The 24348-nt window shown below is 61.1% G+C and carries 22 protein-coding genes; 11 read left to right on the top strand and 11 right to left on the bottom strand.

Features of this window, described 5'->3' with window-relative positions:
• Positions 1 to 317: 317 nt before the first annotated feature.
• The 3 genes from ACQY46_RS22825 (at position 318) to ACQY46_RS22835 (ending at position 2335) form a co-directional block, all read left to right on the top strand.
• Positions 318 to 1082 carry an SDR family NAD(P)-dependent oxidoreductase gene (locus tag ACQY46_RS22825; RefSeq protein ID WP_428698251.1) on the top strand — a complete coding sequence of 255 codons (765 nt, stop codon included), beginning with the start codon at positions 318 to 320 and terminating at the stop codon, positions 1080 to 1082.
• A 309-nt stretch (positions 1083 to 1391) separates the two neighbouring features.
• Complete coding sequence (locus ACQY46_RS22830) at positions 1392 to 1706, top strand: DMT family transporter (protein ID WP_428698252.1); 315 nt, start codon at positions 1392 to 1394, stop codon at positions 1704 to 1706.
• Entirely contained in the window at positions 1706 to 2335 is a 630-nt protein-coding gene (locus tag ACQY46_RS22835) for a TetR/AcrR family transcriptional regulator (RefSeq protein ID WP_428698253.1), read from the top strand. The genes ACQY46_RS22830 and ACQY46_RS22835 overlap by 1 nt, the downstream gene beginning before the upstream one ends.
• Before the next feature lie 436 nt (positions 2336 to 2771).
• Here the strand turns inward: ACQY46_RS22835 and ACQY46_RS22840 are convergent, their stop codons facing one another.
• The 7 genes from ACQY46_RS22840 to ACQY46_RS22870 form a co-directional block, all read right to left on the bottom strand.
• Complete coding sequence (locus ACQY46_RS22840; protein WP_428698254.1) at positions 2772 to 3422, bottom strand: response regulator; 651 nt, start codon at positions 3420 to 3422, stop codon at positions 2772 to 2774.
• A gap of 30 nt (positions 3423 to 3452) precedes the next feature.
• The gene (locus tag ACQY46_RS22845; protein ID WP_428698255.1) at positions 3453 to 4829 is read right to left on the bottom strand and encodes an L-serine ammonia-lyase; all 1377 of its coding nucleotides are present in this window, start codon (positions 4827 to 4829) and stop codon (positions 3453 to 3455) included.
• The gene (locus ACQY46_RS22850) at positions 4826 to 6457 is read right to left on the bottom strand and encodes a Na/Pi cotransporter family protein (RefSeq protein WP_428698256.1); all 1632 of its coding nucleotides are present in this window, start codon (positions 6455 to 6457) and stop codon (positions 4826 to 4828) included. The genes ACQY46_RS22845 and ACQY46_RS22850 overlap by 4 nt, the downstream gene beginning before the upstream one ends.
• A gap of 52 nt (positions 6458 to 6509) precedes the next feature.
• Positions 6510 to 7280, bottom strand: coding sequence for an amino acid ABC transporter ATP-binding protein (locus ACQY46_RS22855; protein WP_428698257.1), 771 nt, complete (start codon positions 7278 to 7280; stop codon positions 6510 to 6512).
• Between the two features lie 22 nt (positions 7281 to 7302).
• Entirely contained in the window at positions 7303 to 8406 is a 1104-nt protein-coding gene (locus ACQY46_RS22860; protein WP_428698258.1) for an amino acid ABC transporter permease, read from the bottom strand.
• A 15-nt stretch (positions 8407 to 8421) separates the two neighbouring features.
• Entirely contained in the window at positions 8422 to 9594 is a 1173-nt protein-coding gene (locus ACQY46_RS22865) for an amino acid ABC transporter permease (protein WP_428698259.1), read from the bottom strand.
• An 80-nt stretch (positions 9595 to 9674) separates the two neighbouring features.
• Positions 9675 to 10685 carry an amino acid ABC transporter substrate-binding protein gene (locus ACQY46_RS22870; protein WP_428698260.1) on the bottom strand — a complete coding sequence of 337 codons (1011 nt, stop codon included), beginning with the start codon at positions 10683 to 10685 and terminating at the stop codon, positions 9675 to 9677.
• A 437-nt stretch (positions 10686 to 11122) separates the two neighbouring features.
• Here ACQY46_RS22870 and serB point away from each other — a divergent pair, with 437 nt between their 5' ends.
• The 3 genes from serB to ACQY46_RS22885 are packed head-to-tail and all read left to right on the top strand — an operon-like array spanning position 11123 to position 15183.
• Positions 11123 to 12001, top strand: coding sequence for a phosphoserine phosphatase SerB (gene serB / locus ACQY46_RS22875; RefSeq protein ID WP_428698261.1), 879 nt, complete (start codon positions 11123 to 11125; stop codon positions 11999 to 12001).
• Between the two features lie 11 nt (positions 12002 to 12012).
• Positions 12013 to 13023: an amino acid ABC transporter substrate-binding protein gene (locus ACQY46_RS22880; RefSeq protein ID WP_428698262.1), complete on the top strand. Its 1011-nt coding sequence runs from the start codon at positions 12013 to 12015 to the stop codon at positions 13021 to 13023.
• 9 nt (positions 13024 to 13032) lie between these two features.
• On the top strand, positions 13033 to 15183 hold the full coding sequence (locus ACQY46_RS22885) for an ATP-binding protein (protein WP_428698263.1): 2151 nt from the start codon (positions 13033 to 13035) through the stop codon (positions 15181 to 15183).
• A gap of 73 nt (positions 15184 to 15256) precedes the next feature.
• On the opposite strand, the gene ACQY46_RS22890 is transcribed toward ACQY46_RS22885, so the two are convergent.
• From ACQY46_RS22890 to ACQY46_RS22905, 4 genes are all read right to left on the bottom strand, one after another.
• A complete protein-coding gene (locus ACQY46_RS22890; protein ID WP_428698264.1) occupies positions 15257 to 16318 on the bottom strand; it encodes an AbrB family transcriptional regulator in 1062 nt (353 codons plus the stop codon).
• A 2-nt stretch (positions 16319 to 16320) separates the two neighbouring features.
• Complete coding sequence (locus ACQY46_RS22895) at positions 16321 to 17835, bottom strand: tripartite tricarboxylate transporter permease (RefSeq protein WP_428698265.1); 1515 nt, start codon at positions 17833 to 17835, stop codon at positions 16321 to 16323.
• A 1-nt stretch (position 17836) separates the two neighbouring features.
• Complete coding sequence (locus tag ACQY46_RS22900; protein WP_428698266.1) at positions 17837 to 18271, bottom strand: hypothetical protein; 435 nt, start codon at positions 18269 to 18271, stop codon at positions 17837 to 17839.
• Positions 18272 to 18334: 63 nt separating this feature from the next.
• The gene (locus ACQY46_RS22905) at positions 18335 to 19324 is read right to left on the bottom strand and encodes a tripartite tricarboxylate transporter substrate binding protein (RefSeq protein ID WP_428698267.1); all 990 of its coding nucleotides are present in this window, start codon (positions 19322 to 19324) and stop codon (positions 18335 to 18337) included.
• A gap of 184 nt (positions 19325 to 19508) precedes the next feature.
• On the opposite strand from ACQY46_RS22905, the gene ACQY46_RS22910 reads away from it, so the two are divergent.
• The 5 genes from ACQY46_RS22910 to ACQY46_RS22930 all read left to right on the top strand — a co-directional run bounded on the left by ACQY46_RS22910 (position 19509) and on the right by ACQY46_RS22930 (position 24337).
• Entirely contained in the window at positions 19509 to 20195 is a 687-nt protein-coding gene (locus ACQY46_RS22910; RefSeq protein ID WP_428698268.1) for a GntR family transcriptional regulator, read from the top strand.
• Positions 20192 to 21361, top strand: coding sequence for a PrpF domain-containing protein (locus ACQY46_RS22915; protein ID WP_428698269.1), 1170 nt, complete (start codon positions 20192 to 20194; stop codon positions 21359 to 21361). Before ACQY46_RS22910 ends, ACQY46_RS22915 begins: the two co-directional genes overlap by 4 nt.
• 17 nt (positions 21362 to 21378) lie before the next feature.
• Positions 21379 to 22251 carry an isocitrate lyase/PEP mutase family protein gene (locus tag ACQY46_RS22920; RefSeq protein WP_428698270.1) on the top strand — a complete coding sequence of 291 codons (873 nt, stop codon included), beginning with the start codon at positions 21379 to 21381 and terminating at the stop codon, positions 22249 to 22251.
• A gap of 475 nt (positions 22252 to 22726) precedes the next feature.
• The gene (locus ACQY46_RS22925) at positions 22727 to 23491 is read left to right on the top strand and encodes a DeoR/GlpR family DNA-binding transcription regulator (RefSeq protein WP_428698271.1); all 765 of its coding nucleotides are present in this window, start codon (positions 22727 to 22729) and stop codon (positions 23489 to 23491) included.
• Positions 23492 to 23527: 36 nt separating this feature from the next.
• Positions 23528 to 24337, top strand: coding sequence for a BtpA/SgcQ family protein (locus tag ACQY46_RS22930; RefSeq protein ID WP_428698272.1), 810 nt, complete (start codon positions 23528 to 23530; stop codon positions 24335 to 24337).
• The last annotated feature ends 11 nt before the right edge of the window (positions 24338 to 24348 follow it).

Here is a 24348-nt window from a genome sequence, read left to right on the forward strand (position 1 = left end):
GGCCGACAACGGCCGGCACCCGTCCTCCAGCTTCACGCAGCCTCTCGCCCCCTTGACGGCGAAGGGGTTCGAGGATCCGCGAACCGGATGGCGGGGGAACCTTGTCAGTTTCACCCCGGATCCGCCGGCAAGCGCCGCGCACCGGGAAAATCGCGCCTCTCCGCTCCCAACCCGGTCACGGTCGCCCGTGTGCGACCGGTCCCGCCGGCATGGTCATGGCCGGCCGTGAGCCGGGATCGCTTCTCGATTCCAACTAATTTTAACCGATCGGTATAAAACTGATTGACCGACCAAGGATGGTCGCATAGGTTTTTTAAATGATCGGTACAAAAGGAGACATTACAGTGGAACTCAAAGGCAAGGCAGCGCTCGTCACCGGGGGATCGCGAGGCATCGGGGCCGCCGTCGTTCGGCGGCTCGCAAGGGAAGGGGCGGATATCGCCTTTACCTACACCGCATCCGACGAGGCGGCCGAAGATCTCGTCCGGGAGCTCGGTTCGGCCGGAACCAGAATGCTGAAGATCAAGGCGGACAGCCGCGATCCGGCCGCCTTGCGAGAGGCCGTCGAGCAAACCGCCAGGGAACTGGGCCGACTGGACATTCTCGTCAACAGCGCCGGCGTCTTCTACGCAGGCCCCATCGAGGACGCCACGCCGGAAGAAATAGACGACACACTGGCGATCCATACGAGGGCGGTCTTCGTGGCTTCACAAGCCGCGCTTGCTCATATGGGCGCCGGCGGGAGCATCGTCTCCATCGGCTCCTGCTTTGCCCAACGGGTGCCGTATGGGGGAGTGACGCTCTACGCGATGAGCAAGTCGGCGCTCATCGGCTTCACCAAGGGGCTCGCACGCGAGGTTGGCGAACGCGGGATCACGGTCAATATCGTCGATCCGGGATCGACCGACACGGATATGAACCCCGCCGACGGTCCGACGGCGGAAGCAGAATTGGAGCTGATGGCGATCAGGCGCTACGCCCGGCCGGAGGAAATCGCGGCCGCCGTCGGGTTTTTGGCAAGCCCTCAAAGCCGGTTCATCACCGGGGCATCGCTCGCTGTCGATGGAGGCGTCACCGCATAGCGGCGCATCGGGCAACGCCCGGGTGGCGTTCATCGCCCCGCGCCTGTTGCCCGCTTTCCACCCGGGGCACCCGCCGGATCCAACGCGCCGGTCATGTGGAAACCGGCGGGTGTCGGCTGGCGGACGTCGTGACCTGCAACGGCTTCCCCCGATACGACCCCGCATGCATCGCGGGCATGCGCCGAGAGGCGATGGCCGTTCACCGGGCTTGAAGTCTTCACCATCGAGGCGGCCGGTCGAGCCCCGTGGCGCAGCGGGCGAGGCCGTTGGGGATCAAACCTTAGCGGCCGGAAAAGAGTGAGGACTGAGATGGCTTGGGGACTATTGGTTCTGGCCGGTGCGCTGGAAATCGTCTGGGCCTTGGCGCTGAAACAGGCAAACGGGTTCACAAGGCCCTGGCCAAGCCTGATCGGTGTCAGCATTGCCATGCTGAGCCTCGTTCTGCTCGGCCTGGCGCTAAAGCATCTTCCAGTGAGCACTGCTTATGCTATTTGGGTGGGTATCGGAGCCTTCGGCGTGGCGATTTTCGGGACGTTCGTTCTTGGCGAACACATGTCCGCAACGAAGCTCCTGTTTCTGGCGCTGATCGTGATCGGCGTGGCAGGTCTTCGGATGATGGAATAATGACCCCCGGCAACCGATCGAAATCAGCCCCTGCCCAGACAATCGGGCGCCCGAGAGGGTTTGATAGAGACACGGCTCTGCTTGCGGCCATGCGAACCTTCTGGGCACGAGGCTACGAGGGCACATCGATCCAGGACCTCGTCGACGCCACCGGGGTCAACAAGCCAAGCCTCTACTCAACCTTTGGGTGCAAGGAAGAAATTTTCCGGGAGGCCGTCGAACTCTACGACCGCCTCGAAGGCCGGGCAACTTCGCAGAGCCTCGGCGCAGCCACCACGACACGCGAGGCTGTCGAGACCATGCTTCGATCCAATGCCCGCGCCTATGTTGCCGACGAAGGCCCGCGCGGCTGCATGATTGTGCTGGCCTCCCTGCTAGGCGCGCCGGAGAACAAGAGCGTGCGTGCGTTTCTTTCCGACAACCGGCTGAGCGGGGAAGCGGCTCTAAGGGACCGTCTTGCGCGCGGCGTTGCGGAAGGGGACCTTGCACCTGCCGCCGACCTCGACCGGCTTGCCGCCTTCTACACCACCGTTCTCGAGGGATTGTCGATCCAGGCCCGAGACGGCGCATCCGCGGAAAAGCTCGAGATGATCGTCGACGCGGCAATGCTGGCCTGGCCCACGGATTGAACAATACGCGCCGCACAGCCGTCCCTGGCGAGGTCAGGACCTGCCTCGCAACGCCGGTCCGCTCCCCTGAATGCGATTCCATTCCGTCTTGCCGTGCCCTTCCGCTTCGACCGGAACGGGTATTTGCGCCTTGGGGCGACAACTGCCTGATCCCGGACGAAGCCGAAGAGCGCTGGCAGGCATTGCCTCTGCAGGCAGTTGCCCAGGGCATGGCCGACGCCGGTATCGCAGTGCGTCGGGAAAGCGTCCGCAGGCCGGAGCATCTGCGCTACCTGGCGCTACAGTCGGGATAGGAACGCAAACTCGAGCAGAGCTACGCCTGGCTGGACCCTGAGCTCGGCGGCAATGCGGCACACCGGCCGCATATGGGGCAAACTGCTTTGGCGACGACCCTGGACCGGCCCGGGTTCGCGGCATGCCCTCAAGCAGAAGCAGGTCAAGCTCGATATCGGTCTGTCAAGTTCTTCGATCGTGCAATCAGTTTTCCGCGTGAGGTTGCGCCGGCTTTCTGCAGGATCGCGGCAACGTGCGTCTTGACCGTGCTTTCGGTCAGTTCAAGGTCTCGGGCAATTTCCTTGTTCGAAAGTCCCGCGACGACCAAGCTGTAGACGTCGGTTTGGCGCTTCGTGAGGTCAAGCCGTTCCGGGCGGGATCCTGCCTCGGGGAGAGGTCCGGGCGACACGGCTTCTCCGTCGAACAGGACACGCGGGAAAAAAACTTCGCCGGTCAGCAGCAACTCGACCACATTGACGATCACCCTGGGATCGGCGGTTTTCGGGATGAACCCATCGGCCCCTTCGGCGCGCGCGCGGTTGACCGTCTCCCGGTCCTCCTCGCCCGAAATCAGCGCCACCGACATCGCGGGATCGGCCTGTTTCAGGCGATTGAGCCCTTCAAACCCGTTTGCATCCGGCAGCTTGAGATCGAGAAGCACAAGATCAAAAGGTTGGGAGGCTTCCACAGTCTGCAAGGCTTCTGCGATGGACGCAGCCAGGAAAACAGACGCTCCGTCAACCTCAATTTCAAGCAGGGCCTTCATGCCCGAGCGAATGACCGAATGATCGTCTACGATGAGTATCTTTACCATAGTATCCAATCGACCCGGCCAGGGGTGGCGTCAACATCCCGTCACGAAGAGGGCCAATCCGCCTTGTGAAGTTTCCTTATAGCGCTCATGCATATCGTTACCAATGTTTCGCATCGCCTCGATGCAGGCGTCCAGGGGCACGACATGGTCACCGTCGCCGCTGAGCGCCAAACGTGCGGCAGCAACCGCCTTGATGGCCCCAAGGCCATTGCGCTCGATGCAAGGAACCTGCACAAGCCCCATGACCGGATCGCAGGCAAGCCCCAGGTGGTGCTCGAGCGCGATTTCAGCAGCATTCTCGACCTGCCTCGGCGTTCCCCCGCAGACAGCCGCATAGCCGGCCGCAGCCATGGCCGCGGCGCTTCCGACCTCGGCCTGACAGCCCAGGTCAGCACCGCTGACGGAAGCGTTTCGTTTGATGATCGCCCCGATGGCAGCCGCCGTCAGCAGATAGCTTCGCCTGAGAGGATGCTGGTCCGACGGGGCTTCGTCCAGCCAGTATCGCAGGACGGCAGGCACAACGCCGGCGGCGCCGTTGGTCGGCGCGGTCACGACCCGTGCTCCTCGGGCATTCTCCTCGTTCACCGCGAGAGCATAGGCGAGCAGGCGATCCTGCGCGTGGAAAGGCGCGGACGGGTTGACCTCCAGGGCTCTGAAAAGCGCTTGCGCCCTGCTCCTGACTTGCAGTCCGCCGGGCAGCACGCCCGTCTGCAACGCACCGCGCGAAATGCTCGACAACATCTCTTCGCAAATGAGATCCAGTCCCTCGGCGATATCGCGGTTCCCGCGCAGGCTTGTTTCATTCTCCAGCATCACCTCCGATATCGAAATACCAGACGCCGCGCAGATATCGAGGAGCTGTTTGCCGTTCTGGAAAGCAAACGGAACGTCATTGCGCTCGCCCGAGGCACCGTCGTCGCGGAAATCCGGTCCGTCCTCTTCGGCGACGACACTGCCACCGCCAATCGACACATAGGACCGTGAAAGCGCCAGGCTGCCGTCTTCTCGAAACGCCTCGAATGTCAGCGTGTTGGGATGCCATCGCGGTTTGACGATCGTGTCGAAGACGACACCGCTCCTGAGATCGATTTCGAAAGGCCCGACGGCTGGATGCACGCCTCGCCCGCTGTCAGAAATGTCTCGCCAGACCTTCTCCGCTGCCGCGTGATCAAAACTCTCGGGTGACAAGCCGCAAAGACCCCACACAGCCGCCTTGTCGGAGGCATGGCCTCGACCGGTATAAGCAAGAGATCCAAGAAGGGTTATTCTGAACTTCGGATTGCATACCACTTCTTTCTCAGCCAGTTCCGCAGCAAAACGATTGGCGGCAATCATGGGTCCCATTGTATGGGACGATGAAGGGCCGATTCCGATCTTGAAGATATCAAACACCGATGTATACGTCATACGATTACCTTCGATGCTGCGTGAATATGATAGAAGATGCGGGCGAAATCGCGGAGAAGCTCGCCATGTACTGCCGAGGTCGTGACTGCTGACGGATTGTTGTCGCTCAGGCGACGGAAATGTTCCTGCCAGCTGATCTCGACAAGTCGATCGAGCTCTTTTCGTTGCCGGTTTATGTTCTTCCTGATCTGGGTATCGCCCTGCAAGGCCGCGACCAGTGTCAATCGAAGGCTTTGCTGAATGATATTCACCAAACAGAGAAGCTCCTGCTTTCCTTCGTTGGAAAAGCGCGCCTGGTCCTTGATGCGCGCCTCGCACAAGATGACCGCATTCAATACAAGATCGGAAACGTGCCTCAGATTGGATGACAGGAGCATGATATTCATCGCGCGACTGCTTTCCTCTTCGGATATATCGCCGCGAGTGACGTCACTAACGTAGAATTTCAGCAGGTCCAACGTAGAAGAGATCGTCGTATGGTTCCGTCTGGCGATCTCCACGCCGGCCAGGTCATCCGACTTGATGGTTGCGGCGAGCGCCAGGAGCGAGTCGTCAATCTGATCGGGAATCCGGTTCAACTCGCGCGACGCGCTGGCAAGGGCCAATGTCGGGGAATCCAGCAAGCTCCGGTCGAGATAGCGGGCAAGTGGCGTTGCCTCCTGTTGGGAGGTGTCCGGTATCATTCGCTCGAACAGCCGTGCAAACACGCCGACCCAAGGCAAGAAAAGAGCAGCAATCAGAAAATTTAGACCTGTGTGAAAATTGACCAGGGCGCCCGGCGTCTGCAGGTAAGGCGCCAGCCATTCCACGACGAGGTGCAGGAAGGGGATCGACAGCAGGCAGACGGTCAGCTTGAACACGGCGTTGCCGATCGCCACCCGCTTGCCCGCAATGCTTGCGTTCATTGTCGCGACAATCGCCGGAATCGTTCCCCCGATATTCGCACCGAGCACCATCAGCATCCCCATTTTGACGGGAATAACCCCCGCCACGAACAGCGATGTCGTCAGCAACACCATGGCAAGACTCGAATGAACCAGCCATGTAATCGCGGCCACAATGAACAATGTCAGAAGTGTTTCATTCTCCAGAGTTGTCAGTATTTCGACAAGCAACGCGGACTCGCGCAAGGGCGTGGACGATGAACGCACCAGCGACAGCGCCAAGAGCACAAGGCCCAGTCCGAGCACGCAACGGCCCAGCTGCCGTCTGACATGATCGGTGCATTGCGAGTGGGCAAAGAACCCGATGAAGACCAGGACGTAAGACGCAACAGACAGGTCAAACGAAAGAACCTGGGCGGCGATCGACGTCCCGACATCCGCACCGAGCATCACAGCCAGGGCAGCAGGCGCAGAAACCATTCCCTTGGCCGCCAGAGAAGCAACGATCATGGCCGTGGCAGTGCTGCTCTGAACAAAGACCGTCACGAGCACACCGACGCCGAAGGACATGAACCTGCCATTGGTGGCCACCCCCAGGGCGTGCCGCAGGGATCCCCCGAAGGCACGCATCATACCGGTCCGGATCAGCCGAATACCCCAAAGCATGAGGGCGACGGAACCGAGGATCTGAACTAGAATTGCGGTGCTGGAAATCGAAATGCCCTCCGGTAGAACCTGAAACACCCATGGCAACACCTCCGCAAAAGCGATGCGCCGCGCCAGGAGGAAGCAAGGATTAGTGGGACAGGATCTGGCTCAGGAACTTCTGCGTTCGGTCAATCTTCGGCGCATCAAAGAAAAGCCCGGGCGTATTTTCTTCCACGATCTCGCCGCCATCCATGAAAATGACGCGATCCGCCACCATGCGGGCGAAGGACATCTCATGGGTGACGCAGATCATGGTCATCCCGGACTCCGCCAGCTCGATCATCACATCCAGAACCTCCTTGATCATCTCAGGATCAAGCGCTGAAGTGGGCTCGTCGAACAGCATTACCGAAGGGTTCATGCAAAGCGATCGGGCGATGGCCACGCGCTGCTGCTGCCCGCCGGACAGCTGCCCCGGATACTTGTCCTTCTGCTCGGAAATACCAACCCTCTCCAGATACATGCAGGCGGTTGCCTCGGCGTCCTTGCGCGGCATATTGCGCGCCCAGACAGGGGCGAAGCAAAGATTGTCCAGGATGGTCATGTGGGGGAACAGGTTGAACTGCTGGAAGACCATGCCGACTTCGCGGCGGATGTTCGTGATGTTCTTGAGCTTGTCGTTCAAGATCGTGCCGTTGACCGTGATCGTGCCCTCCTGATGCTCCTCCAGGTGGTTGATGCAACGGATCAGCGTGGACTTACCGGACCCGGAAGGGCCGCAGATCACAATCCGCTCACCCTTCTTCACGGAGAGCGAGACGTCTTTGAGAACGTGGAAGTTGCCGTACCACTTGTTGACCTGCCGCATCTCGATAACGGACTCGTCTTCGGCGATCTGGCTTTCGATTCTGGTGCTCATGGGAGTCTCCTAAGGATGTTGCCTAGCGGCGAGCGCCACTGGCTCCGCGGTTTTCAAGCGCGCGTCCATACAGGCTAAGGCCGTAGCAAATCAGCCAGTACACAAAGGCAGCAAAGAAGTAGGCTTCCTTCTGGAACCCGAGCCACTCAGGATCAAAGGCCGAGTTCTTGATCATGCCGAGAAAATCTAGAAGTCCAACGATGATCACTAGCGATGTATCCTTGAACAAGGCGATGCAACGGCCGATCAGAGGCGGAAGAACATGGCGCAACGCTTGCGGCACAACGACGAAAGCGATGGTTTTCCAAGGTGAAACACCCAGGGCCAGGGAAGCTTCGGTCTGCCCCTTCGGAATTGCCTGCAGACCGCCGCGAACCACCTCCGCCATGTAGGCCGCCGAGAAGAAGATCATGCCGATCTGAATGCGCATCAGGTTGTTGATGACCATTTCGGGCGGCAGAAACATCGGCATCATCACGGAGGCCATGAAGAGGATGGTAATCAGTGGAACGCCGCGGACGAGTTCGATGAAGCCAATGCACAACGACTTGATCAAAGGGGAACCGTAGTAACGCCCCAACGCCAGAAGAACACCCAATGGTATGGAGACAATAACACCCACGAGCGCCAACAGTACGCTCAGCATGAGCCCGCCCCAGAGCGACTGCTCGACTTCGACCATGCCGAAGGCGCCGCCGATCATGACCAGAGCGAAAACCGGCAGCAGCAACCAGGCGATAACCAGTGAAGCGCCCTTGAGGCGATCCGTGTAGGTGACCCCGGCCAACACAAGCAGCGCGAGACAGGCCAATCCAGGACGCCAGAGCAACTCCTGAGGGTAGACGCCCACCATGAGCACCGGAAACTTGTCGAGGATGAACGGCCAACAGGCACCCGTGCTCCGGCGGCATGTGACTGCGTCGCCAACAAACGTCGCATCGAGCACGAGCCAACTGAATATCTCGGGAAGGATCCAGAGCACAAAGCCGATCAGAACGAGCGACGTGTAGCTGTTAAGCCATCCGCTAAACAGATTTTCCTGTAGCCATTTAAGCATTCCGATATTGCCACCGGGCGCCGGGCGCGCGACGGTCGGCTGAAAGACGTCTGCGGATGTCGAACGCATTGCAGGGTACATATTCTACCTCTCGACAATCTGGACACGCGAGTTCAGAAAGTTCATTGCAAGCGAGATGAGAAGATTGATGGTCAGATAAACTGCCATCCACATGCCAATGATTTCAATAGCTTGCCCATTCTGCCCAATGATGGTTCCGCCGATCGACACCATGTCGGGAAAGCCGATAGCCACGGCGAGCGAGCTGTTCTTCACCAGGCTCGCATAGTCATTCGTGGTCGCGGGAATGGTGACCCTCAGGGCCTGGGGCAGCATGATCAGACGTGTCACGATCCCCCGAGAAACTCCCAAGGCATTGGCAGCTTCAATCTGGCCTGCATGCACCGAGGTAATGCCGCTGCGAACGTTCTCGCCAATATAGGCGGCGGTATACAGAACCAGCCCGACCAAGAGTGAGACAAACTCCGGCTTGAGTGTCAGTCCGCCGACGAAGTTGAGCCCGCTATAGGTGGGCAGTTCAGCCCCTATCGCCCCCCCCGTTGCCAGGAAGGCAAGGGTGGAGATCACGGAGAAAATACCTAACCCGCCGAGAAATCCAGGAACTGACCTGCCGGTTGTCTTCTTGTGATTTCTTGCCCAGATCCAGAAACTTATCGAGATCGCTCCGGCGATCATGACCGCCAGCAAGAAAATGATGAACCCGTCTTCCACCACAGGGCGCGGCACAAAGACACCGCGCTTGGTCAGATACACGCCCTCGACCGGAGAAATCGGGGCCCTTGGATGGGGTAGAGATCCGATGACCACCGTGTAGACAAAGATCAGCGTCAGCAACAACGGGATGTTGCGCAGCGTTTCGACATAGATCGCCGCCACTTTCGCCAGGAGCCAGTTGGGCGAGACGCGCGCAACACCCACGAAAATCCCGAGTATCGTGCTGAGAACGATGGCGATCGCGGATACCAGGAGCGTGTTCAGAATACCTATCAGGAAAGCATAACCGTAGCTTTTGGTGGGATTGTATTCGATGAGACTATCGCCAATCGGCAGGCCTGCCTCATGCCCGAGAAATGCAAAACCACTTTCGATACCGCGAGCAGTCAGGTTGGCCTGGGTATTCTGAAAGAGAAAGTACACACCACTGAGGACAAGGGCGAGTACCGCAATCTGAACCAGAATGCTCGCCATGTTCTGCCCGCTCAGGGCGGCTGATCTCGACTTTGTTTTGAACGGCATCACTACTTCCATTGAACAATGGCGAGGCTGGACAAAGCACGTCTTCGACGCGCCTTGTCCTTGATCAGTTCCTCGTGCGCCTAGCGGATCGGCATGGCGTACATCAGGCCGCCGTCTTTCCACTGAGCATTCACGCCGCGTTCGAGACCGAGCGGCCTGGTCAGGTTGCGATCAAAGATTTCGCCATAGTTCCCGACTGCCGAAATCGCATCCCTCATCCAGCTTGGGCCCAGTCCGACGAAGTTGCCTGTGTCGACAGAACTGCCGAGCAGGCGCTGAACGTCGGGGTTCGAGGAACCGGCCGCCATCTCGTCGACATTTGCGGAGTTGACGCCAAGCTCTTCCGCGGCGAGCAGGCCATAGACCGTCCAGGACACGATGTCCTTCCAGTTGTTGTCGCCATGCGCCACGAGCGGAGCCAAGGGCTCTTTCGAGATCAGGTTCGGCAAAATGGTATGGGCTCCCGGATCGGGGAAACTCATGCGGAACGAAGCCAACTGACTGGCGTCGGTTGTGAGGGCATCGCATCGATCCGTCAGATAGGCTTCCACCGCTTCGCGCTTGCCTTCAAACACGACCGCTTCGATCTGGATGTTCTTCGTCCGAGCGAAATCGGCCAGGTTCAACTCGGTCGTCGTCCCGGTTGTCACGCAGACGGTTCCGCCGTTCAAACCCGCCGCCGTCGTGATGCCGGACCCGGCTCGAACCATGAACCCTTGACCGTCGAAGAACGTCACCTGGGTGAAGTCGACGCCTTCGGCGCCATCGCGCTTCATCGTCCAGGTCGTGGTGCGAGAGGTCATCTCGACTTGCCCGCTCGAGACCGCCAGGATCTTCTGCTTGGAGGAGAGCGGAACAAAGCGCACCGCATCTGCATCCCCCAGAACGGCCGCCGCGACAGCACGACAGATATCCGCGTCCAGCCCTTCCCAGCGGCCCTCGGAATTCGGGTTGGAGAAGCCGGGAACGCCTTCGCTGACACCGCATGCCAACACGCCCGCCTCGCGCACTTTTTCCAAGGTGCCGGCATGGGCCGCACCTGCCGATGCGATTCCTGCAAGCGCAGCAAGCACCATGATCCTTGTCTTCATTTCTCTCTCCTCCGCCTTGAATTGGTTTTTGCAAGTATATGTTCTGAATTTTTGTTTCCCGGCGCGTACAAGCAGCCTTAAAACCCCTCCTCCCAGATTGAAATCATAGAGATGAAAGCCCTGCGTCGAGTATCCGCCGTGAGGACGAGCTTGCGTCCGCGTGGATACGCGATCGGGCCACACGCTCCTCCAAGAGGATTGGTACCTTCGGATGAGGTTTGATATATCGCTATAAAATCAGAGCCTTATGGGAAGTCTGAAAGCCGGAAGATTGCGCGCTGTGTAGGCCTTCATGCCGAATGGCACGTAGGCCGGCGTTGATACAAACTACAGATGCTCCGCCAAAGCTCCCAAATGAACCTTGACGGACCGCAATAACTTCGAGGGTTCAGTCTGCAATCGCAAGCTGAGGACACCCTTGGTCTAAAGGATCAAGCATGAACTCAAATCTGGTTGCTATCGGGTGCCCGTCACGCGGCGTTTCGTCGTTCAACGACCTGGGAACGGCCATCGGATCGCAGGACTTTCAGTGGCTCTCGGTCGGGCAGGCCGCCTTGTTTCAACTGGAACGCAGCTTCGACACCGCGTCGGTCCGGTCTCTCACAGAGCATGCGGCGACGCTTGGAATCGACCTTTTCATCACGCACAAACCGCTTGAAAAGAAAAAGCTGTTGGTTGCCGACATGGAAGCGACGATCATTCTGGACGAGATGCTGGATCTCCTGGCCGAGGAACTTGGCCTTGGCGAGGCGGTCGCCAATATCACCAGCCTTGCCATGAACGGCCGGATTGATTTCACTCGCTCTCTTGCCGCGCGAACCGCGCTGTTTGCCGGAACGCCTGAAAACCGGTTGCTCCGGCTCTGTGACAGGATCCGCTTTACTCCAGGTGCGAAATGTCTCGTTTCAAGCATGAAGAAGGCAGGGGCAAGAACTGTTCTCGTTACCGGCGGCTACGACGTCTTTGCACAGAGGGTCAAGGAAGCCTGCGGGTTTGACGAAGTCATTGCCAACAAGCCTGCCGTTCAGGACGGGCTTCTGACGGGTCACCTTGTTCCCCCCGTCTGTTCAGCCGGTACGAAGCGCGAGGTTCTGGAAAGGGCCTGCCGCGATCTCGGTGTTTCGCCTGAGCACGCCTGCGCAATCGGGGATGGCGCCAACGACATCGACATGCTGAAGGTCGCCGGTCTTTCCGCGAGCTATAACGGCAAGCCCGTGCTCCGCGATGTGGTCGACTTCAATGTCGTGCATAGCGACTTGACTGCAGTGCTTTTCGCGCAAGGCTACCGCGCCAGCGATATTTCCGCCCAAGCTTGAGGTTCGAGATTATGATCTCTGCGTTGCGAAGCTTCCTCCGATCCGTTGCGTTTCTTCTGGTCGCCGCACCGCAGTGCCTGTCCGCGGAACCAGGCTCGACCCTCAGGGACGTGATAGACCGTGGCTATCTGATTTGCGGCGTCGGCATCGGTGACATCGGCTTTGCGACGCAGCAGGTGGATGGCAGCTGGGCGGGATTTGACGTCGACTTCTGCCGCGCGGTTGCAACGGCAACCCTGGCCGATGCGGAGGCCGTCGAGTTTGTTCCGTTGGACAGCCTGAATCGCCTGAGCACCCTTAGAAGCGGTGATATCGACGTTCTGTTTCGCACGACGACCTTCAACATGGAGCGCGACGTCGCGCTTGGCTTTGAATTTCCTGCCATCACTTATTTTGACGAGCAGCGCATTCTCGCCCATGCGAGCACAAAGGCCAGGACGCTCTCGGATCTTGCCGGCCATACCATTTGCGCAAATGCCGGAACGACGAGCATTCTAAACATCAGGAAGGCGATCGATGCCCAGAAAGTTGATGCTGAGATCCTCGAGATCGCATCGCAAGCAGGACGTTGGCGCGCCTTTTTCGGGCAGGAGTGCACCGCCGTCACCAGCGACAGCAGTGATCTCCTTATCATGGTGGCCATGCACGGCCTGGATGAGAAGTCGTTGGTAGTATTGGAGGACGTTCTCGCAAATGAACCCCTGAGCGCGGTTGTGCGCGATGGCGATCAACAATGGGAACAGATCATACGGTGGGTTGTTAACCTCCTTGTTCTCGCTGAAGCCGAGGGCATTTATCGGGCAAGCCCTCCTGACGTGCTTGAAAGGTTGGAGATTCCGGCGTACCGGCAACTTGGCTTGCCTGAAGGCTGGGCCCGGAGAACGGTTTCGCAAGTGGGCAATTACGGCGAGATTTTTGCCCGCAACCTGGGTTCCGACAGCAACCTTGGGCTGGAGCGCGGGCTGAACAGGCTCTGGCGCGATGGCGGGCTGATGTATGCCCTGCCGATGAAGAACCAGTAAGTCACTGATATGCAGCAGTCGCAGATTGGCATCGGCAGGATCGTCTTTCTGTCCTTGCTGTGCATGTCGCTCGGGACGCTTGCGATCGGCTTCATTGCCGTCTTCGGTATCCGTTCCTACAGCGAGGAATTCGATCGGCTCGTCGCGATCGACCTGCCTCGCGCCGATGTCTCGATCAAGATGAACGGTGCGGTTTCCGGGTTGAGCAGCCAGGCAGTCGAACTGGCACTCGCTCATTCGGAAAGCGCCTTCGGCACTGTTCGCATTCAGATCGCCGACCAGATCCAGGCAATCGACCGCCTGAGACTGCAAGTCCGCAACCTCGGCCTGAACAAAACCGATTTTTCGAGGATCGACGACTGGCTCACGGATCTCACGGACAATCTTATTGTCCTTACGGATCTGATTGCCCGGCGCATCGAGGTGGAAAAGACGCGTGCCGGCCTGGCGGAAGAAGCAAGCCGATCCAGCGTTCCACCCGGCCTGCAGAAGAAATACCTTTTTTTCCTCAGAGACTTGAAGGAGGCGAGCCTACCTGTCGATTTCTCGCGGCTCGACGCTGCATTGGACGACATGGCCAGTTCGGGATTGACGCCGGAGCCCCGGTTGCTCGTCACGGATCTTATTGCGACAGGCCGCGAGAAAACCCGTGTCGAAAAATCGATCCAGGGCCGGCTGAGCCGGCACGCGCAACTGTCTTCCCTTCTCACCGATGCGACCCGGTTGAGCTCCGCGACCCTGAACGAAAGCGCAAACGCCCGAAGCGCGCTTATCCGTGAAAAGATGCGCGTCAGCGCCTATCTGATCCTTGTCGGCTTCCTGGTCTTCGCATCCATTGCAATCTCGATCTTCTTCTATCTCGACCGCAATGTGGTTGCCCGCATTCAGCGCCTGACGCGCCAGATCAACAAGTATGTGGGGGAAGGCAACGCAGCCAGGCCTGAGGAGCGATTGAATGAAATCTCCATGATCGAGATATCCTTCAATACCCTCCGCGATACGATAAATGAACGCGAAGCACGGCTCGTGGCGTTGAATGTGGCCGCAACGGAAGCGCGTGCGGATGCCGAGGAGGCCAACCGCTCAAAGTCCGAACTGCTGGCGGCGGCAAGCCACGATCTGCGCCAGCCGATCCATGCGATGGGCTTGTTGCTCGGGGGCATTGATCGAAATTCCATCGACAGGAATTCACGCCAGACGATTGACCAGCTGGCCGCGCTGACCCGCGAGACAAGCCACATGTTCAACTCCATTCTCGACCTTTCCAAACTGGAGGCCGGAACCTTCACCGCGATCAGTGTTCCTGTTGATCTCAACGAGTTGTTTCAGCGAATGGAGCTGGAGTTCGCACCCCGTGCCACGTCGGCCAAGGCACAATTGCAGCTCTGTTTTCCGCCGCCGGATACGTTTGCGCTTGGAGATGCCGAAGCGATCTACCGGGTGCTGAGCAACTTGCTTGTCAACGCCCTGGACTATGGCCGAGACGGTTCGACCCTCGTGCGGTGTGAAGTCGAGGACGACGTAGTCGTCTTTCTCGTTGCGGACCAGGGGCCCGGATTGTCTGTGACCCCTTCGCAAGAAGCGGCAAGGGCCGTTGAACACACGGTTCAGCACTACGGGTTGGGGCTTTCGATCTGCTTTGCTCTGACGAAAGCCATGAATACGGAGATGATGCATCGGAAGCTACAAGACGGGGGCACAGAGTTCCGGTTTCAGCTGCCAAAGGCAGATGCACCGGCCCGGGCGCTTCCCTCACCCAGTACAAGGCAGGACAACGGCCTGAAATGGCGCAACCTGATACTGCTTGAGGACAACACCAAAGTTCACTCAGCGACCAAAGACCTGCTTGAGCGGCTTGGAAACTCGGTAACGGCCTGCCATTCCGTGCGCGAGGCCAGGCAGGCGTTGGCGCGGCAGAGCGAACCGTTTTTTTTCATCACGGATTTCGACTTGGGCCGGGGGAACACGACCGAGGCGCTCATCTCAGAAACCATGAAGAACTCGGAGCTCCTGCGAGGCATCATCGTGACCACGGCAAGTCCCGGACGTCTTCCCCGGGCGTGGCACAACGCACCGAACATTCAACTTCTGGAAAAACCTTTCATGATCAACCGATTGGCGAGCCTTTTGCGCTTTCTCGCAAAGCTGGCTGATCAATGACCGCTGAATAGCCCCTAGGTTTTGGGACGCCTTCTTCCCTGATTTGAACTGCCCCTGGCCCAGCATCCGGCGTTCATGGACGACGGCCGTGATCTCCTGCCACGCGGCTTGCCGCAGAGGGCAGGATCGCGACGATCAGGAAAACCCTGAATACGTGATGCGCGGCGACCATCGCTGGATCGATCATCAGTGCCAGCGCAACGACACCGAGTTCGGGCGCGCCGCCCGGCAGATAGGCCAGGAACAGGGGCGCGACATCGCCACCGGCAAGAGGCGCAACGACGAAAGCCGCGGCAAGGGACCCCGCGGCCAGAACGATGCCCACGAGCCCCGCCAGCCAGCCGTCGCGGACTATCTGTCGCAAGGTGTAGCTGGCGAACCGGGCGCCGACGCCGGAACCGATGACGATCTGCGCCAGGATCGAAAGCAGGACCGGAACATGAACCGTCACCAGCCCGCTTGCATGCAGGACCGCCGAGCTCACCAGCGGCAGAAGCAGCATCACCGAGGGAAAGCGGACAAGCGTGGCGATATACCAACTGGCGCCGGCGACAAGGGCAAGCTTGCCATGCTCGAGCAGGTCGAACGCTTCGGGAGCCTCGAAGGCCGACCGGTTCGCCGCGGCAAGATCGATGCCGGATATCCACTGGATCAGCAGCGGGGCGGACACAAGCAGCACCACCAGCCGCGCCGTGTGGCAGAGAACCACGCGATTGGCCTCTGTCCTGTAGTGCTCGGCCAGCATCGTCACCACGGAAAGGCCGCCGGGCATGGCCGCGAAGAGCGCTGTTTCGCGGTTCATGCCTCCCCAGCGCCGGAAGACGGCATAGGCGAAAAGGCCGAACGCCAATGACAGAAGCGCCATGGCGAGGAGGCTGACGATCCACGTGCCCGAGCGGGCGATGACGTCGGGCGTGAACCCCGCACCGAGCATCGTTCCGATGGCAACCATCGCATAGCTTCGCCATCTCGCGGGAAGTGCGGGGCCAAACCCGGACGCCTGCGCAACGAGAGCGGAAGCCGAAAGGCTGCCGAGGACCCACGGCAGCGGGAGGTTCAACAAGAAGAACGCGAAACCGCCCGCCGCCCCGATGCCAATCGTCGCGGCGCCGCGCATGGCGGGCGAGGCGAGCATGCTCAACGGCCGGCCTGCTGGAGCTTGCGCCGGCGCAGCGCCTTGAGCAGCGGCGCGCCGACGAGAACCATCAGCATGAACACGAACAGGGCAAGCGCCATCGGCCGCTCGAAGAGATAGTTGAGCGGCTGGCCGTTGGAAATCTGCAGGGTGCGCACCAGCTCCCCTTCCATCATCCGACCAAGCAGCAGACCGATCACCGTTGCCGCGACCGGATAGTCGTTGCAACGCATCAGCCAGCCAAGGGCCGCGAACGCGGCGACGGTCAGCGGCCCTGCAACCGTGCCCGTGATGCCGTAGCCACCCCAGGCGCACATCGCCAGAACGCTTGGCACGAGATAGGCGAGAGGAACCCGCACCACCATTCCCAGAACCCGCAGCATCAGCAGGCCGATGACGGCCAGCAACAGGACCTGCCCCAGATTGCCGAGAATGATCGAATAGACCACATCGGTCTGGTTGCGAATGAAGGACGGACCGCCGACGATGTTGTGAAAGGAGAAGGCGGCGAGCAGCACGGCCGTTGCCGCGCCGCCGGGAATGCCGAGCGCCAGAAGCGCCGTCATCGAGCCGCCTTCCGAACTGCTGTTGGCGGATTCGGCCGCGATAACGCCTTCAGGCGCACCCTTGCCGAAGATCTCGGGCGTTCTGGATGTCCTCCTGGCCTCGCCATAGGACACCAGATTGGCAACCGAGGACCCGACGCCGGGGATCGCCCCGATCACCGCGCCGATAAGGCTGCCGCGAACAAGTACGCCGGGGTAGCGAAAGGTTTCGCCCACGCCGCGCAGGATCCTGGAAAATGCGATGTCGCGCTGCGCTTCGTCCTGGACCAGATAGGCGCTGCCGCGCAGCCGCAGAAGCTCCGAGGCCGCGAAAATACCGATCATTGCCGGCACGACCGAAATGCCGTCGAGCAGATGCGGATTGCCGACGGAGGTGCGCATGACGCCGGTGGTCGACATGCCGATCTGGCTCAGCATCAGGCCGAAAAACCCCGCAAGCAGTCCCTTTGACAGGCTGCTGTCGTTGAGCGTGGCGATGAGGGTGAGCCCCCACAGGACGACGACGACCATCTCCATGGGGCCGACCTTCAGCACCAGCGCGGCCAGCGGGTTGATAAGCAGGAGCAGCAGGACATAGCCGACAAACGCCCCCACCACCGACGCGGCGAGGCCAAGGCCAAGCGCCTCGTTATGCTTGCCCTGCCGGGCCATCGGGTAGCCATCGAAAGCGGTGGCGATCGACGAGGATGAACCTGGAATGTTCATCAGGATCGCCGTTACGCCACCTCCGTAGGCTCCGCCGGTGAAGATCGCGGTGAGGAACAGCATGGCCTGCAGGAAGTCCATGCCGAAGGTGACAGGCAGGAAGACGGCCATGGCCATCGATATCTGCAGGCCCGGGATCGAGCCGAAAATCAGGCCTATCAGCAGGCCGGGGATGACCCACAGCCACGGCTCGAAGCTGGCGAAGAGCAGGCCAAAGGCCTGGGAAAGGGCGAAATGGTCGATCATTTCAGAACACCAGCGTCAGCATCGGGTAAGGGAAGAGCGAACCGAACCCCTTGACCAGAACGACAGTGAAGACCGCGGCGTAAAGCGGCGGCTGCCACAGGCCGCGCCCGCCGCTCATCACGACCCCGGCCCAGACAAAGACGAAGGTCGCGACATCGAAACCGACATGCGTGAGCGCAAGGCAGAAGGCGCTGAAGCCGGCAAGCAGAAGGAGATCGCCCCAGGCTCCGCTCCCGACATCCTCGCGCGCGGGCTTGCGCAACGCGCTCGCAAGGATGACCGGCAGGAGCACGCCGAGCACAGCCGCCACCGGCGCGACCACCACGAGATTGTTGAGCGAGGTGGAGGCGGACACGGCACTCCAGAGTATGAAGCCTGATATGGCAAGCACAATGCCGAGCAATGCGGCATGCGTGGCCGGGAATCTCGTGGTCATGTCCGTCCCTCGCTCCTGCAGGGTCGAGAAAGAAAGCGGGAGCCGATGCTCCCGCTTTGCTGCCTACTCTTTGGTGTCAAAGCGCTTCAGCACTTCGAAGTTGGACTTGATGATCCCGGTGGTACGTTCCGGCCCGAGCCACTCCGTGCCGATTTTCTGCGCCTTGAGGCCGGCAACGAACTCCTCGTCTTCGAGAACAGCCTTGTAGGCGGCGACCATCTTCTGGAAGGCTTCGGGATGGTCCCGCTTGAAGGCCGCGTGAGCCGCCAGGCCGCGCATTGAACCGGCCAGCACGGGGACGGCGGCGAGCCCGTTCTTTTCGAGAGCGGCGTTGAGGGTCGGCGCATCCCAGTCTTCGCTGGGCTCGTCGGCGGCCAGCGCGAGCGGGCGCACATATTCCGCCACCGACAGCGTGCCGTCGGCGGCAAGCACGGTCATGTCGACCTGCCCGCCGGCCACAGCGGTGCGTGCCGCGCCGCCCGACTGGTAGGTCACGACGTTAACGGCACTCTTGTCGACGCCAAAGGCTTCGAGCGCCAGCTCGAGATTGATGGCACCGGTCGACCCCGGAACCACGGAAACCTTCAATTTGCCGGGCTCGGCCTTGGCTGCCGCCATGAACTCGGCAAGCGTCTTGTACGGCGTCTCGGCATTGACCGCGAAGAGGTCGTGATCGTTCCACTGACCATTGATGAAGGCAAAGTCGTCCAGCGAATAATCCGCGTCAAAGCGCAGGATCGCGTTGGAAATGTAGGGATGGATCGACGTGGCGAGGAAATAGCTGCCATCCGCCGGCATCTGGGAGAAATAGGTATGGCCGACATGGCCGCCGCCACCCTTCTGGTTGACCACCGAGATCGGCGTTCCGAGTTCCTCCTGGAGGCGCTGCGCCAGCGCGCGGGCCGTGCGGTCCGCCGAACCGCCCGGTCCAAGCGCCACGACGAAAGTGATCTTGCGCGGCGGCCAGGCCTCCTCGGCGGTGGCTGCGACGGGCTGCAGCGCTGCGGCCAGCGACAGGCCGAGCGCGGCTGCGGCGATTGCGAGTTTTCTCATGGACAAGCGTCCTCCCAGACTTTGTGGTTGTCATATTGTAGTTCAATTTTAAGAGGCCCAGAGTTATCCCGCCCCGACTTCTCATGTCAAGAGATTGAACATTGTTGACATGTCGATGGTTTTTAAGGATTTTACGGGCTGTCGCGAATTTCGAATTTCGGAAAATCGTCTCCGGAGATAAAAATTGTCAACAATAATGGATAAATCTCGCGGCCTTGCCGCCGAGCGACTGGCTGACGAATTGCGGGAAGACATCCTTGCAGGCCGCCTCCCCTCGGGCGCGCGTCTTGGCGAAGTGGCACTGGCGGAACGGTTCGCGGTGAGCCGGGGACCGGTGCGCGCAGCGCTGAACCTGCTGAGCGAAGCCGGCATTGTGACGATTGTTCCCAATAGCGGTGCGCGGGTGCGCGAGATGGGCCGTGCGGACGCGCGGGCACTTTATGAAATTCGCGCCGCCCTGGAGGCCGAGGCGGCAATGCTCGCGGCCTCCAGGGCGGCGCCTGAAACCGCGGCGCGGTTTGGCGATCTGCTTGATCAGCACGCCGGCGAGATCGCGGCGCATCCGGAAGGCGCCTACCTGCAAGGCGGCGGTGATCGCGATTTTCACATGGTTGTCGCGCGAATGGCCGGGAACCCCCTGATCCTGCGCTATCTGGCACGCGAGCTTTATCCGCAACTCTCGCTTCTGCGCGTCAAGCACCGCAACGTCGTCGGACGCGGGGCCGAGGCACTGAACGAGCACAAGCGCATCGCGACGGCGATCGCCGACGGGGACGCCGAAGTGGCCGGCCTGCTGATGCGCCGGCACATCCGCAACAGCTGGACCGCGCTCGAGGCGCAGCTTTCCGAGACCGCCGGGGAGACGGAATGAGCCAGAAACGCATCCCGGCGGCCTTTATTCGTGGAGGCACTTCCAAGGCGGTTGTCCTGAAGCGCCAGGACCTGCCGGAGGACGAAGCGGCCTGGCCGCATCTCTTCGCCGCGCTTATGGGAAGTCCGGACCCCAACAAGCGGCAACTCGACGGCATGGGCGGCGGAATCTCCTCGCTCAGCAAGGTGTGCGTGGTCGGCCCGGCCAGCCGTGACGACGCCGACATCGACTATACCTTTGCCCAGATCGGCGTGGACAACGATACCGTCGACTTCAGCGGAAATTGCGGGAACATGAGTTCCGCCATGGGACCTTTCGCCTATGACGAGGGCCTGGTCGAAGGGCCACGGGACGGCGAAGCCGTGGTCCGCATCCACAACACGAATTCCGGCAAGGTGATCCTCGCCCGTTTTGCCGTGTCGGCCGGCCGCGCGGTCGTGACGGGAGCGGCGACCGTTCCCGGCGTTCATGGCACCGGCGCGCCGGTCGCGCTGGACTTTCTGGATCCCTCCGACACGTTCGGGCGGGGCGCCCTGCCTGACGGGCAGGCCTCGCACGTGCTGACGCTCGAGGATGGCCGCAAGGCGCGCGTGACAATGATCGACGCCGCCGTTCCCTCGGTCTTTGTTGCGGCAGGCGAAGTTGCCGGCGACACGTGCAGCCATCCCGGTGCGATCGACGAGGACGCGGCGCTGATGGCGCGGCTTGAAGACATCCGGCGGCAGGCATCTCTCATCATGGGACTGACGGCCGATCTCCAGGCGGCGGCGGAGCGCATCGCCACGCCGAAGGTGGCAATGATCGGCCCCGCCGCCGCCTACAAGGACCTTTCAGGCAAAACCCATCCGGCGGAGGCCCAGGACCTGCAGATCCGCATGATCTCGGCCGGCCAGGCGCATCGGGCGGTTCCGGTGACCGGCGCGCTGGCCCTTGCCTGCGCCGCCGTGGTTGACGGGTCCGTTGTCAACGCCTGCATCTCGAAGGGCGCCGATCCGTTGAACCTGCGCATCGGCACGCCGAGCGGCATCGTCACCGTGGGGGCGACGCGCGACCCCGAAAGCGGCGTCATCAGCGTCGCGCGCATCCTTCGCACCCAGCGGCGCCTGATGGACGGACACATCTACGTGCCGCACCCCGCCGCAAACCCCTTTGCCCAACAGGACTGACGAAAGAGACACGCTTCATGCTGAACCACGAAATCAACCGCGCCTTCAAACGACGTATCCTGGAGGGCCGCGCCATTCTCATGCCGGGCGCGGCCAACGCGCTTGCGGCGCGCGTCATAGAAGATCAGGGGTTCGAGGCGATCTATCTGTCCGGCGCGGGGCTCACCAACACCTATCTCGGCATGCCCGACATGGGGTTCGTCGGCCTCAGCGAGATTGCGCAGCACACCTCCACCATCCGCGACGCGACCGAACTGCCCATCGTGGTTGATGCCGACAACGGTTTCGGCAATGCGCTCAACGTGCGTCACACGATCCGTACGCTCGAGCGCGCGGGTGCCAGCGCGGTGCAGCTCGAGGATCAGAAGACGCCCAAGCGGTGCGGCCATTTTTCCGGCAAGGAAGTGGTTCCGCTGGAAGAGGCGCGCTCCCGCATTCGCGCGGCGGTGGACGCACGGCAGGATGAAAACACCCTCATTGTCGCACGGACTGACGCCCGCGCCACCCACGGCTACAATGAAGCGCTGGATCGCGCCGCCGCCTTCATCGAGGACGGCGCCGACATCACCTTCGTCGAAGCACCGCAATCGGCAGACGAAATGCGCGGCATTCCAGCCGCTCTGAAAGGCACGCCGCAACTCGTGAACCTGGTCGTCGGCGGCAAGACGCCGATCCTCGACCTGAACGAACTGGGCGAGATGGGCTTCTCGCTGGTGCTCTATGCGAATGTCGCCCTGCAATCTGCCGTCTACGGAATGCAGCAGGCGCTCGGACAGCTCAAGGACACCGGCAGGATGGACGAAGGCGGGCCGGTGGCTAGTTTCCTCGAGCGCCAGCGCATGGTGCGCAAGAACATGTTCGATGAGTTGGAGCAGCGCTACGCCTATTGAGCGTAGTGCAGTGTTGGCCGGCGGATACGCACCGCCGGCCTCATCGCTGCACTTCAGGTTTTCCGCCGGTCGATAACGAGCAGCGCGGAACCGGATGCCGGGGCCTGAAGTGGGGTCGCGCGGACTGGCGAATTTCGGATCGCGGCGTTTGCATAGCTGCCGTTCGCCAGCGCAGCCCCCCGGCAGGCAAGGGCTCGACCCGTCTGCAATGACCTCGAAGCGGTTTCTGACCGACCGCCGGTTTGACCGACACGAGGGCAAGCCAGTCTGGCCGGCTCTGCGTGGCCCGCAAGGGGCCGGGCTCCACATGACGCGGCACGGGCGACCTCCCGGCGATGGACGGACAACCCGTCTACATATGTCGAGCGCTCCGCCAGGAACACAGGTTTCACTGGTTCAAAGGCATATGCATTTTTGATCGCTATGCATTGACTCCCTTCAATTCGATCATTAACGATCATGACAGGGAGGCATCATGCGCGATCGATTTCCGCAGAAGCGGCAACAGCAGATGATCGACGTCATCGTCGAGCGCAGGCGCGTGAGCACCGTGGACCTCGCCGCGCATCTGGGTATTTCACTTCCAACCGTGCGCCGCGACCTGGCCGTTCTCGAGCAGGCCGGCGTTGTCACCAGAACCCACGGGGGAGTGGTCGCGCGCGGAGCCGGAGAAAACGGAACCGAGCCGCTTTTCCTCGAAAAGATTAGGCAGAACCAGAACCTGAAGCACCGTATCGGGCAAGCGGCCGCCGCCATGCTGCTCGACGGGCAAGTGGCGCTGCTGGATTCCGGCACAACCGCTCTGGCAACCGCCCGGGCCCTCGCAGGGCGACGCGCCACCGTCGTCACGATGGACCTCAAGGTGGCGGAGGCCGCGTCTGTCGGGGCAACCGAAGTCCACATCGTCGGCGGCCGGGTGCGAAACGGCTATTTCAGCCTCGTCGGCAACTGGGCCAAAGAGGCGCTGTCAAGCATCCAGGCGGATATCTGTTTTCTCGCCGCCGACGCTCTCGACCACAACGGTATCACCACCGCCACATTCGATGAAGCCGAGACGAAACGGATCGCCATGTCGCGCGCGAAACGGATCGTCGCCATCACCGATCACAGCAAATTCGGCAAGCGGGCCTTCGCTGAAGTCTGCGGGCTCGAGGCCATTGACGAACTCATAACCGACAGGGGCGGCGAGGCTCTCGTCGCACCCTACCGGGAATTGATACCGGTCATCAGGCTCGTCTGACGGGCAAGGGCCGACCAGGAGAAAGAAAGGCACGGAATGTCAAAGTTCAAGCAGCTCTTCGGCGACAAGAAGCCCATCATCTCGATGGTGCACCTGATGCCGATGCCCGGTTCTCCGCTCTACCGGGCGGATGCCGGCATCGATGGCATCGTCGCCGCGGCGCGCAAGGATCTCATCGCCCTGCAGGACGCCGATGTCGACGCGGTGATGTTCGGCAACGAGAACGACCGCCCCTATGAGCTGAAGGTCGACATCGCCTCCACCGCTGCCATGGCCTATGTCATCGGCCGGCTTCGCGACGAGATCAAAAAGCCGTTCGGCGTGAACGTGCTGTGGGATCCGATGAGCACCGTGGCGCTTGCGACGGCGACCGGTGCTTCTTTTGTTCGCGAGATTTTCACCGGGACCTACGCTTCCGACATGGGGCCGTGGACGCCGAACGCCGGCGAGGCGCTGCGCTACCGCAACCGTCTCGGCCGCGACGATCTGGTGATGCTTTACAACGTGTCCGCAGAGTTTGCCGATTCCATCGACAGGCGCCCTCTGGCCGACCGCGCCCGTTCCGCCGTGTTCTCCTCCATTCCCGATGCCGTTCTGGTTTCCGGCGCCATCACCGGTGAAGCGGCCGAAATGAACGACCTCGAGGCCGTGAAGGCCAAACTGCCCGACACCCCGGTTCTGGCCAATACAGGCGTGCGGCACAACACGGTGGCCGACATCCTCAAGATTGCCGATGGCTGCATCGTGGGATCGTCGCTCAAGGTCGACGGCAATACCTGGAACCCGGTCGATCCGGCGCGCGCCAAGGATTTCATGCAGATCGTCAAGGCTGCCCGCGGCGGCTGATCACCGGGACC

Origin of the sequence: Stappia sp., from assembly GCF_965276915.1 — a bacterium.
In the GTDB taxonomy this organism is placed as follows: domain Bacteria; phylum Pseudomonadota; class Alphaproteobacteria; order Rhizobiales; family Stappiaceae; genus Stappia.